This window comes from Corynebacterium guaraldiae (assembly GCF_053480195.1).
The window spans coordinates 264739-276989 of the sequence record NZ_JBRBAU010000001.1 but is presented as its reverse complement, the minus strand read 5'-3'; the positions used below and the strand labels follow the sequence as shown (position 1 = coordinate 276989).

General features: G+C 62.8%; 9 protein-coding genes. 3 read left to right on the top strand and 6 right to left on the bottom strand.

The features are described 5' to 3' along the window. Positions 1–97 precede the first annotated feature (97 nt). The 3 genes from putP to ACUY3D_RS01245 all read left to right on the top strand — a co-directional run bounded on the left by putP (position 98) and on the right by ACUY3D_RS01245 (position 3004). Complete coding sequence (putP, locus tag ACUY3D_RS01255; protein WP_070524987.1) at positions 98–1660, top strand: sodium/proline symporter PutP; 1563 nt, start codon at positions 98–100, stop codon at positions 1658–1660. A 310-nt stretch (positions 1661–1970) separates the two neighbouring features. Next, complete coding sequence (locus ACUY3D_RS01250; RefSeq protein WP_070524985.1) at positions 1971–2513, top strand: HNH endonuclease family protein; 543 nt, start codon at positions 1971–1973, stop codon at positions 2511–2513. 47 nt (positions 2514–2560) lie between these two features. Next, positions 2561–3004: a DUF2269 domain-containing protein gene (locus ACUY3D_RS01245; protein WP_070524983.1), complete on the top strand. Its 444-nt coding sequence runs from the start codon at positions 2561–2563 to the stop codon at positions 3002–3004. Between the two features lie 94 nt (positions 3005–3098). Here the strand turns inward: ACUY3D_RS01245 and ACUY3D_RS01240 are convergent, their stop codons facing one another. The 6 genes from ACUY3D_RS01240 to ACUY3D_RS01215 all read right to left on the bottom strand — a co-directional run bounded on the left by ACUY3D_RS01240 (position 3099) and on the right by ACUY3D_RS01215 (position 12216). After that, positions 3099–5114 carry a DEAD/DEAH box helicase gene (locus tag ACUY3D_RS01240; RefSeq protein WP_101736589.1) on the bottom strand — a complete coding sequence of 672 codons (2016 nt, stop codon included), beginning with the start codon at positions 5112–5114 and terminating at the stop codon, positions 3099–3101. A gap of 287 nt (positions 5115–5401) precedes the next feature. After that, positions 5402–6580, bottom strand: a complete 1179-nt coding sequence (gene hutI / locus ACUY3D_RS01235) for an imidazolonepropionase (protein WP_101736588.1) — start codon at positions 6578–6580, stop codon at positions 5402–5404. Positions 6581–6601: 21 nt separating this feature from the next. After that, entirely contained in the window at positions 6602–8278 is a 1677-nt protein-coding gene (gene hutU, locus ACUY3D_RS01230; protein WP_448240177.1) for a urocanate hydratase, read from the bottom strand. 310 nt (positions 8279–8588) lie between these two features. Next, complete coding sequence (locus tag ACUY3D_RS01225) at positions 8589–9488, bottom strand: DUF559 domain-containing protein (RefSeq protein WP_070531222.1); 900 nt, start codon at positions 9486–9488, stop codon at positions 8589–8591. Between the two features lie 256 nt (positions 9489–9744). Further along, positions 9745–11298: a histidine ammonia-lyase gene (hutH, locus tag ACUY3D_RS01220; protein WP_448240176.1), complete on the bottom strand. Its 1554-nt coding sequence runs from the start codon at positions 11296–11298 to the stop codon at positions 9745–9747. A gap of 189 nt (positions 11299–11487) precedes the next feature. Next, on the bottom strand, positions 11488–12216 hold the full coding sequence (locus ACUY3D_RS01215; RefSeq protein ID WP_144675946.1) for an IclR family transcriptional regulator: 729 nt from the start codon (positions 12214–12216) through the stop codon (positions 11488–11490). Positions 12217–12251: the final 35 nt, after the last annotated feature.

Here is a 12251-nt window from a genome sequence, read left to right as displayed (position 1 = left end):
AATACTGGTCAAGGTGCCGAATTTCAGTTGGGTAGGGCCTTTTGCCTCGTTAGCGTGGATGAGTCCTATTCTTAATCTCAATCTCAAGGAGAGATCAGTGCAAGACTCCACTTGGTATGTCGTTGCGATGATCATCTACCTGCTTGCCATGGCCGCCATCGGCTTCTGGAGCTACAAGCAGACGGATGAGTACGACGACTACGTTCTCGCCGGCCGCGGCCTTCACCCGTTCGTAGCCGCCCTATCCGCCGGCGCCTCCGATATGTCCGGCTGGCTGCTTATGGGCCTGCCCGGCGCATTGTTCCTGACCGGCATGTCCGAGCTATGGATGGCCATCGGCCTTCTCATCGGCGCTTGGGCCAACTGGAAGTGGGTCGCGCCGCGTCTGCGTTCCTACTCCGAGATCGCCGGCAACTCGATTACCGTTCCCTCCTTCTTTGAGAACCGCCTGCACGATAAGTCGCGCTTGCTGCGCATTATCGCGGCGGCGATCATCATCTTCTTCTTCACCTTCTATGTCTCTTCCGGCATGGTGGCCGGCGGCCGCTACTTCGAGTCCAGCTTCGGTGGCGACTACATGGTCGGCATGCTCGTCGTGGCTGCCGTGACGGTCTTCTACACCTTCGTCGGCGGTTTCCTCGCGGTGTCCTACACCGATACCGTCCAGGGCCTGCTCATGTTCGCCTCTCTCATCATCGTGCCGATCATGGTGCTCTTCTCCTTGGACAACCCGGGCGAGATTTTCAGCTTCGCCGCTGAGAACCCGTACGCCACCGGTGGTGTAATTGAGAACCCTGACTACTTCTCCTTGTTCTCTGGTGTGTCTGCCGCCGTCATCATCGGCAACCTGGCCTGGGGCTTGGGCTACTTTGGCCAGCCGCACATCATCGTGCGCTTCATGGCGCTGCGTAAGCCTTCCGACGCCCGCGCGGGCCGCTTCTACGGTGTGAGCTGGATGGGTATCTCCCTCATCGGTGCTATTTTCGTCGCGCTCTCCGGCACGGTTTTCTTCACTGAGACCAGCCACTCCATCACTGACCAGGAGAACTACGAGACCATCTTCCTGGACATGGCACAGGTTATGTTCCACCCGCTCTTCGCAGGTCTGGTCCTGACCGCCGTTCTGGCAGCCATCATGTCCACGATGTCCTCCCAGATGCTCGTGGTCTCCACCTCCCTCATTGAGGATCTCTACCTCATCTTCGCCAAGAAAAAGCCGAGCCAGAACGTCCTGATCAACCTGTCCCGTACCGCTGTCGTGGCCATCGCCGTCATCGCTGCCGTGTTGGCCATCAACCCGTCGGATTCGATTCTGGGTCTGGTCGGCTTCGCCTGGGCCGGCTTCGGCTCCGCCTTCGGCCCGCTGGTGCTGCTGTCGCTGTATTGGAAGCGACTCAACTCCACCGGCGCCATCGCCGGCATGATCACCGGTGCTGTCGTTGCGATTGGCTGGGGCATGAGCCCGCTGGGCGATACCCTCTACGAGCTGGTACCGGGCTTCATCTCCGCTCTGCTCGTGACTGTCGGCGTTTCCCTGGCCACCAAGGCTCCGGATGAGAAGGTCACCCAGGAGTTCGAGGAGGCATCCCGCCTGGCCAAGCTCGTTGAGAAGAACGATGACTTGGACTTCGAGGAGGCAGCGGAGCAGGTTCAGAAGTAGGCCTCTCCCCCTCTCCCCTCACGCGCGAACCCCGCTCCAGCAGTCCAGTTACTGCTGTGGCGGGGTTTCGCTTGTGATTGGATCGGATGGCTCTACATGGTCGCTACTCAAAAGGCATTTCCCAAAAGGTGCCTTTGCTTCGAGAACGCCGTGTCCGAGCCTCTAAAAGGTGTCTTTGCCCCCAAAGAAACCTTCTTACTAATGCCTTCTGGGAAGTGCCTTTTGACTGCATCCATGTAGCCCCTCTGCGCACTCACAGGCTTCCTGCTCATACGGGAACCGCGAACACCCCCGCGCAGTCTAAAAGTGCATGAACCTGCGCACGGTCTATATAGGCTTCCTCTCCGTGGCAACCGTTGTCTACGGCGGCTATCACCTCCTCCCCGGACCTGATCTGGGCGTGGCAACCGTGCCCGCGCGCGTGGAGGTCCCCGGCTATGAACGGGAAGACTTCGGCGGATGGGCACCTGGAACACGGGACAACGTCAAGGCCGCGCAGACTATCGACGGGGCCCTCTACGATCCCTATGCCCGCGCGCCCGCGCCGGACCGCGTGGAAGTTGACCACGTCTTCCCGCTCGCGGCGGCCTGGGACCTTGGGGCATCAGTTTGGCCGCCGGATAAAAAGATGGCCTTTGCTAACGATCCGCTCAACCTCGTCGCCACCGCCCGCAACCTCAACCAGGCCAAGTCCGATTCTCTGCCGGCCGATTGGCTCCCGCCCGCCGACCGTTGCGACTACTCGCAGCGGCTTGCCGCAGTGGCCCGCAAATACCAACTACCGCTGCCCTCCCGCGACTACGTGGTCATGCGCCACCAGTGTCGATTCGATTTCATCTCACCGCGCCGTTAGACTCTCGCAGGGAAAAGCCCCGTACAGAAAGGTATAAGCACCCTCCCATGACTAGCTTGCTCATCTTCCTCCACGCCTTCGCCGCTATCTTGTTGGTCGGTACCGTGTGCATCTCCACCTCCGCCTTCCCCGGTCAGCTGGCAAAGGCTGGCTCCGGTGATGCTTCTGCGGCTGGTGCCGCCGGCGTCCTCAACAAGATCACCTCGACGTATGGTTACATTTCCGCCATCGTTCCGGTTATCGGTCTGGCTGTCTTCCTTACTGACCTCAATTACTACAAGTCCCAGGTCCAGTTCCACATCGCTCTTCTTCTGGCCGTCATCGCCTGGGTTATCCTGCTCGTCGTGGTCATCCCGAAGCAGAACCAGGCTATGTCCGCGATTGCTGCCCCGGGCAGCGCCGATGTGGCCAAGCTAAAGAAGCAGCTGGCTATGTTCTCCGGCATCTTCAACCTGCTGTGGGTTGTGTGCGCCATCCTGATGTACGTCTAATCCTTCGGGTTTAGGCCCCAATAGCGAAACCTCCTAGGCTCTTATGAGCTTGGGAGGTTTCTGGATCTAACGCCGCTGCGGCGCCGAGCGGAGGCTAGTCGCGCCAGCCGCCGCGGCGTCCACCACGATCACGGCCGCGTCCACCGCGGTCACGGTCACGGTATCCGCCACGATCACCGCGTCCACCACGTCCGCGCCCGCCGTAACCGCCGCGGCCGCGGTCATCGTCGAAGTTCCGGCGCGGTGGGCGTCCGGTATCCTTCTGAATCTTGATGAGCTGGCCAGAAATGCGGGTGTCCTTGAGACGGTCCAGTACTGCGGGGTCCAAGTTCTTCGGCAGGTCCACCAGGGTGTGGCCCACGGCGATGGTGATGCGGCCGAAGTCCTTGGAGGTCAGGCCACCTTCGTTGGCCAACGCACCCACAATGGCGCCGGGGCGCACGCCTTGGCGCTTGCCGACGTCCAGCCGGTACGTCTCAAAGTCCCCGTCCGGGCGGCGCGGGCCGCGGTCACGGTCGCGGCCACCACGGTCACGCCCGCGGCCATCACGATCGCGGTCGCGCCCGCGGCCGTCGCGCTCAAAGCGATCGCGCTCGCGGCGGTCCTTCTTGGACACCGGGCGTTCCTTGAGCAGGAAGTCCGTTCCGCCCTGCAGCTGCACAGCCAGGGAGGCCGCGATGTCATCCATCGCCACGTTCTCTGCCGCGGAGTATTCGCGCACCATGTCGCGGAAGAAGTCGAACTGCTTGTCCTGCTGAGAGGCGCCGATGGCGGCGAAGAACTTCTCCTTGCGCTTGGCATTGACCTCATCCGCGGTCGGGAGATCCATCTCCTCCAGGCGGGCGTTGGTCACGCGCTCGATGGAGCGCAGCATGCGGCGCTCACGCGGGGTGACGAAGAGGATGGCCTCACCAGTGCGGCCCGCACGGCCGGTGCGGCCGATGCGGTGCACGTAGGACTCGGTGTCATTCGGGATGTCGTAGTTGACCACGTGGGTGATGCGGTCGACGTCGAGGCCGCGGGCGGCAACGTCGGTGGCCACCAGGATGTCCAGGCGGCCATCCTTGAGCTGATCGACGGTACGCTCACGCTGCTGCTGCGCGATATCGCCGTTGATGGCAGCGGCGTTGTAGCCGGCCTCCTTGAGGCTGTCAGCGACATCCTCCGTGGCATGCTTCGTGCGGCAGAAGACGATGATGGCGTCGTAGTCAATGACCTCGAGGATGCGAGTGAAGGCATCCATCTTGTGGCGGTGCGGCGTCAGGAGGAAGCGCTGCGTGATGTTGTCATTGGTGCGGCGCTCCGACTTCACCGTTATTTCGGCAGGGTTGTTGAGGTACTGCTTGGACAGGCGGCGGATGGAGTTCGGCATGGTGGCCGAAAACAGCGCTACCTGCTTGTCCTCTGGGGTGTCCTCAAGAATGCGCTCAACGTCTTCCTGAAAGCCCATGTTGAGCATCTCGTCTGCCTCATCGAGGACGAGGAAGCGCAACTGGGAGATATCCAGGGAGCCCTTCTCCAGGTGGTCGATGACACGGCCCGGGGTACCCACAATGATCTGGGCACCACGGCGCAGACCAGAGAGCTGGATGCCATAGGCCTGGCCGCCGTAGATGGGCAGGACTTCGATGCGGCCAAGGTGGTCCGCGAAGGATTGGAAGGAGTCCGCAACCTGGAGGGCCAGCTCGCGCGTAGGCGCAAGGACAAGGGCCTGCGGATAGCGGGCTTCTGTATCGATCTGGGAGAGCACCGGCAGTGCAAAGGCTGCGGTCTTACCCGTACCCGTTTGGGCGAGGCCGACGACGTCGCGGCCCTCCATGAGGATCGGGATGGTTTCTTCCTGAATCGGGGATGGCTTGGTAAAGCCCACCTTGGACACGGCTTCCTGAACGTCATCGGGAAGGCCGAGGTGTGCAAAACCCTGGGAGTTGTCGTTGGCTGAAGCTTCTTCAGCGCCGGTGTCCTCAGGGTTATTCGCAGCCCCGGTGTCATGGTTCGACACCTGCGAAGCGTCCAATGCTTCGCCACCTTGCGAGTTTTCCTGAGATTCCGACTTATTGAATTCTTCCGGCTCGTTGACGCCGCCGGTGGCGTTATCGGTAATGCTCATTGCTCAAACCAGAGTACGGCACTGAGGTGAGATTAGCTATTTCTCCCCACGACCTGTCTCTTCCCGACGCGGCACCCCGGCACCTCGAACTTCAGCCAAGGCCCTTTAACTCAGCCCCATTTGACCCAGCCCTTTGAATCACACTTAGTCCCCGTCCGCGAAGGCCCGAAAAGACCGAAGATACCAAACCCAAAGGCACCATTTGCGGCTTCCGAAATCTAAAACCCCACGTCAATACATGTCGGTTTCTTTATAAAGTGCCCCTCAAATGGTGCCTTTGCCCCGGCCTAGACTTCGCGGCCACCCACGAAGGTCTTCCAGGTCATCGGCATGCCCGGGCGGTAGGCCAGGTGGATAGCGCTCGGGGCATCGAGCACGTGCAGGTCCGCGGCAGCACCGACCACCAGCGAGCCCTTGGCCGGACGGCCCTGCGCATCCTTGCCCTCGCCAACATTCTGGCGGCGCAGCGCGGTGGCACCGCCCAGCGTGCCGGCGGCAATCGCCTCATCGAGCGTAAGGTGCTGCTGAAGCACGGCCGTGGTCACGCAAAAGTTCATCGAGGACGTGTACGAGGTGCCCGGGTTGAGGTTGGAGGCGATGGCGACGGTCGCGCCGGCGTCGATAAGCTTGCGTCCCGGCGCCAGCGGCTCACGCGTGGACAGGTCGCAGGCAGGCAGCAAGGTGGCCACCGTATCCGAAGACGCCAGTGCCTCAACATCGGCATCACTGAGGTAGTTGACGTGGTCCACGGAGGCAGCACCCAGCTCCACCGCGAGTGCTACGCCTGGCCCCTCGCCCAGCTGGTTGCCGTGCACGCGCACGCCCAATCCGCGGGCCTTACCGGCCTCGAGCACGCGGCGCGACTGATCCTCGTCGAATGCACCGCGCTCGCAGAAGACGTCAATCCACTGCACGTGCTCGGCCACCCCATCGAGCATGGGGCCGACCACCTCGTCGAGGTAGGTCTCGGCCTCTGCTCCCGGCGGCACGAGGTGCGCGCCAAGGAAGGTCACGTCATCGACGTGGCGGGCCGCCACGCGAGCGGCCTCAACCTCGGAGGCGGTGTTGAGGCCGTAGCCGGTCTTGGTCTCCAGGGTCGTCGTTCCCCCGCGGCGGGCGGCGGCGATGCGCTCCACCAAGAGCTTTTCCAGGCGCTCCTCCCCCGCCGAACGGGTCGCATCCATGGTCACGGCGATGCCGCCGGCCTGGTAAGACTCGCCCGCCATGCGGGCTTCGAACTCGGCGGAGCGGTCGCCGTCGAAGATCATGTGGGTATGGGAATCCACCCAGCCCGGCAGAACTGCGCGGCCGCCAAGGTCGACCTTCTCGTCCGCGGCTGGCGCCTCGGACGCCGATCCGATCCAGGCAATGGTGCCGTCGGTGTTGGCGATGAGGGAGGCGTCGGCAAGCGTGCCTGCCTCCGACACCGTGCGCAGCTCTGAGATTCCAGTAAACAGGGTGGACATGATCTTCTTTTCCTCTCGTGTCTAGTCGCGGGCCTTGAATTCCATCGGGATACGCACGCCGCGCTCGTCGGCGACTTCCTTGGCGCGAGTGTAACCGGAATCCACGTGGCGGATAACGCCCATGCCCGGGTCGTTGGTGAGCACCGCGCGCAGCTTGGCGGCGGCCAGCTCGGTGCCATCGGCCACGGTGACCTGCCCCGCGTGGATGGAGCGGCCCATACCTACGCCACCGCCGTGGTGGATGGACACCCAGGTGGCACCGGAAGACACAGCGGTCATGGCGTTGAGCAGCGGCCAGTCAGCCACAGCATCGGTGCCATCGAGCATGGCCTCGGTCTCGCGGTACGGGGAGGCCACGGAGCCGGAGTCCAGGTGATCGCGACCGATGACGATCGGGGCCTTGATCTTGCCTTCCTTGACTAGGTCATTGAAGAGCAAGCCAGCCTTGTGGCGCTCGTTGTAGCCCAGCCAGCAAATACGCGCCGGCAGGCCCTCGAACTCCACGTACTCCTCGGCGGCATCGAGCCAGTTGTGCAGGTGCTCGTTGTCCGGGAAGAGCTCCTTGAGCGCCTGGTCGGTGACCTTGATGTCCTCCGGGTCGCCGGAAAGCGCCGCCCAGCGGAACGGGCCAAGGCCCTCGCAGAAGAGCGGGCGGATGTAGGCCGGGACGAAGCCCGGGAACTCGAAGGCGCGCTGGTAGCCGGCCTTGCGGGCCTCGTCGCGGATGGAGTTGCCGTAGTCGAAGACCTCGGCGCCCTCGTCCTGGAATTCCACCATGGCCTGGACCTGGGCGGCCATGGCCTCGCGGGCCTTCTTCGTGAAGGTGGTCGGATCTGCCTTGGCCTCGTTGTGCCAATCCTCGACGGTGATTTCGGTGGGCAGGTAGCTCAGCGGGTCGTGCGCGGAGGTCTGGTCCGTAACGATGTCCACGGTGAACTCGCCCGCACGCTGGCGGCGCAGCACCTCCGGGAAGACCTCGGCGGCATTGCCCACCAGACCCACGGACAGAGGCTTCTTGTTCTCCTTGGCGTCGAGCACCAGCTTGAGGGCCTCGTCCAGGACGGTGACGACCTCATCGAGGTAGCGCTTGGACTGGCGGCGCTTCAGGCGGGTCTCATCAACATCGACGATGAGGCAAGCGCCGCCATTGAGAGTGACGGACAGCGGCTGTGCGCCGCCCATGCCGCCGCAGCCACCGGTCAGGGTAAAGGTGCCGGCAAGCGTTCCGTTGAAGCGCTTCTTGGCCACGGCCGCGAAGGTCTCAAAAGTGCCTTGCAGGATGCCCTGGGTAGCGATGTAAATCCAGGAACCGGCCGTCATTTGGCCGTACATCATGAGGCCCTCATCCTCGAGCTTGCGGAAGTGCTCCCAATTGGCCCAGTCACCGACCAGGTTGGAATTGGCAATGAGCACGCGCGGTGCCCACTCGTTGGTCTTCCAGATACCCACCGGCTTGCCGGACTGCACCAGCAGGGTCTCATCAGACTCAAGGTCCTTGAGCGACTCCACGATGGCATCGAAGGCCTCCCAGCTGCGGGCAGCTCGGCCGGTGCCACCGTAGACCACGAGGTCCTCGGGGCGCTCAGCAACCTCGGGGTCGAGGTTGTTCATGAGCATGCGCAGCGGGGCTTCGGTCTGCCAAGACTTGGCGTTCAGTTCGGTTCCGCGCGGGGCGCGTACTTCGCGGGGTTCAGACATGACTTCCTTTCGCTCGTGCTTTTCGACGCCTTCCCAAGCCCCAGGCCGGTTTCCCGGGGCTGTCCCTAGAGGCTTGGTCGGCGTCACACAGGACAAGTTACTGTGACACAGCACCATGAGCCAGGACACTTTTGGCCTAGCTGTCTCAGATACAAGACTGTCGCACGACCAGTACTGCAGCGGCGCGCTGCCCGCCTCCACCAAACCCAAAAGTGCAGACCTGGAAGTGCATTCATGCAGGTGGGCGTCGTGAAGCGCCAAGGCAGTGCTTGACGACGACCAGCAGGTCTGCACTTTCAGGTCTGCACATCTACAAACGCGGGCCGCGCGCCAAGTGCTTCCCCACCGTCTCCTGGAAATAGTCAGGCCGCGAACTCAACTGTTCTGGGCTAAACCTCAAAACGATGTAACCCTTATTGAGGATGGCTTGCTGCCGCCGATGCTCCGCGCGTATTACCTCTTCGGCCTCGAAGCGGTACTTGACGTTCCCGTCAATCTCAATCACCAACCACCCATTAATGACCAGGTCCGCTCGATAGTTCTCAATCACATACTGCGCCTTGACCCAGCGCAGCTCCGGGTAGTCCGCCGCAAGAATCAAGGCACGGGCATAGGATTCCCACGGTGACTCCGCGCAATTGACGCTGTCAGCAACCGCCCGCCGCGCGGCGGCAACACCCTTAACTCTCCCCATAGCGCCGAGCGTCTCGCTAATCCAGAACTGGCCAGCATTGCGCGCCCGCACGTCATCGACGGCAACGAGTCCCTCCTCAAATCCATAGAACCGCGCAATATCAATGGCCGTGCGCTCCAGGGTTGACACGCGAATCCCGTGAACCACCGTCTCTTTACCGCGCAAGTCCATGCGGCGATAACGGACAGTGGCTTTAGATCGTGGAGGTACCGAGTTCGAAGGCAACGTTGCCTCCCATTCGGTCGGCGGCACAACCAGCGGAATTCCGTGAATAAGGGCGGCGGATTTTCCCACTAATGTTGCCTTGGGCAAGGTCAACCCGAGCACATATGCCTTCGTGGTCTCCTTCTGCCACGGCTTGAGTTCGTACCAATGCATCATCGGCAGTACGAAGCACCACGCCAGTTTGGCTACCTTGCCGGCGTGCACCTTCTTCCACCGGGGATCATCATTGGGTAGCTTGCGAAGGTCGATAAGATGCTGGTCTAAGAAGTTAAAGAGTTGTTCATTGTTCATGCACTACTCATAACCCAGCTTTGTGCGCCTCGCCACAGATAGGCTTCCGTACTTCGCCTCCGCCGCACTACCTGCAATCCGGTGCCCAGCCAAAAGTGCAGACCTGGAAGTGCATTCATGCAGCGTGGGCGTCGTGAAGCGCCAAGGCAGTGCTTTGCGACGACCAGCAGGTCTGTACTTCCAGGTCTGCACTTTTGAAATCAAGGGCGGACGAGAAAGCCCCATGGACCGCGTGGACCATGGGGCTGGGGTGGAGTTAGCGCAGCGTGCCGACGGCCCCCTCTACCGCAGCCACCAGCGCACCTTCCTTAACTAGGCGCACGGTCTCCTCAACCTCCGGGGAGAGGTAGCGGTCGGTGCCCGGCCCCTGCACAGTCTGGCGCAGAGCGTCGATGACCGCGCCAGTACCCTTGGCCGGCTGGCCCTCGCGCATATCAATAGCGCGGGCGGCGGTGAGAATTTCGATGGCAAGCACGCGCTGCAAGCCATCGACTGCCTTGCGCAGCTTGCGCGCGCCCGACCAGCCCATGGAGACGTGGTCTTCCTGCATCGCCGAAGACGGGATGGAATCCGCCGAAGACGGGTTGGCCAGGCGCTTGAGCTCAGAGACGATGCCAGCCTGCGCATACTGCGCAATCATGTGACCGGAGTCCACGCCTGGGTCATCGGCCAGGAAGGCGTTGAGTCCGCGGTTGCGGGCGACGTCGAGGAAGCGGTCGGTCCGGCGCTCGGAGATGGAGGCCAAGTCAGCCACCACGATGGCTAGGAAGTCCAGCGCGTAGGCCACCGGCGCGCCGTGGAAGTTGCCGTTGGAAACCACGCGCCCATCCTTGGCCACGACCGGGTTGTCGACGGCCGCGGCGAGCTCCCGCTCCGCAACCAAGGCGGTGTGCGCCAGGGTATCGCGGAAACCACCGGCCACCTGCGGGGCGCAGCGCACCGAGTAGGCGTCCTGCACCTGCTTCTTCTTAAACTCCTCGAGGGCAGCCGCGAGAATCTCCGATCCCTCTGCGACCTGCAGGATGTTGGCCGCAGCATCCGCCTGGCCCGGGTGCGGGCGCAGCTGCTGCAGGTCATCGGCGAAGACCACCAGCGTGCCCAGCAGACCTTCCACCGTCATTGCGGTAGCGATATCCGCGGTCTTGGCCAGTTCTCGCAGATCTGTAATAGCCAGACATAGCTGGCCAAGCATGCCGTCGGTGCCGTTAATTAGCGCCAAGCCTTCCTTCTCCCGCAGCTTGAGCGGCTCAATGCCCGCAGCAGACAGGGCCTCCGCGGCTGGGGTGATGTCGCCGCCATCGACGCGCACCTCGCCCTCACCCAACAGCGCCAGCGCGCAGTGCGCGAGCGGTGCCAAGTCGCCGGAACAGCCCAAGGAACCGTACTCGCGGACCACCGGGTGGATGTTCGCATTGAGCACCGCGGCATAGGTCTGCGCCACCACCGGACGCACGCCGGTGCGGCCCGTGCACAGGGTGGACAAACGCAGCAACATGAGCGCGCGAATGACCTCTTGCTCTACCTCCGGACCCGTGCCCGCCGCATGCGAGCGCACGAGCGAGAGCTGCAGCTGCGCGCGCATCTCCTCCGGAATATGACGGCGGGCCAGCGCGCCGAAACCAGTAGAAATGCCGTATACCGGAGTCGGGTCCTGGGCCAGCTCCTCGACGCGCTCGCGAGTGGAAGCGATTTCCGCCAGGGCATCCTCAGAAATCTCTACCTGTGCGCCATAGCGCGCTACGGCTACAACCTCTTCGATGCTCAGCGCACCGATGCCCACGGTCACAGTGGAGGGATAAGAATTGGACATGTAAGGCTCCTTCGACGTCACTGCATTACCCGCACCTCACCCCTTTCAATAAGGGGTAAAAAGGCACGCGAAAATACGTACTTGCTTTCACAAGTTTAGAAAAATAGTGATACGCGCGACAGCCTTACGCGCTGCGCTCATAGTACAACAGGTTCCCCGGCGCGCAAGCACCTCGCACACCCACGCGCACTAACGGCGCCCGTACATCCTCGCCGCAACCTGCTGCGCAGCCGCGTGTAATTTCTCCGCCGCGCCGGCGGCATCAACGGTGCCCACGGGAAAGGTCACAGCCAGCGCCGCCGCGGGCCTGCCCACGTGGTCTACCACCGCCACGCCAACCGACGCCTGCCCCCGCGCCACCACCTCAACTTCTTCGGCCCACCCGCGCTCACGCACCTGGCGCAAGATGTCCTTGTATTCGCCGAAGCCTAGAGAACCAGGGAAATATGCCGCCCGCCATTCCGCTTCTGGTAGCAGCGCCAGCATGGCGCGCCCGGAGGCCGTCTTTTGTGCCTGCAGGCGCACTCCCCTCTCCGTGACCAGTGACAGCGCCCCCGGCGCGCGCACCTCGTTGAGGTAGAGGATCTCCGAACCCGCCAAGCGCGACAGGTGCCCCGAGCCGCCCACAGTGCTAGCGATACGTTCAAGGTGCCCCTGCGTTGCCTTCACGAGGGGCTGCTGCGTGGCATAAGCCGCGGCCATGGAATAGGCAGCGAGCCCCAACCCATAGGTTTGGTTCTCCGGGAGGTGCACCACGAATCCCGCGTCTACCATCTCCTTGAGCAGGTGGTAGGTGGACGAGCGCGGCAGGTTCAGCTCACTGCGAATGCGCGCGGCGGAAATCGGCACGTCGATGGTGGACAGCAGCCGGAGGATTTCCAGCGCGTTGCGCGCCGCCGGGACTCGGGAGGTACTCATGGGCCCACATTCTAGTGAGCCCTCGACTGAGCCTT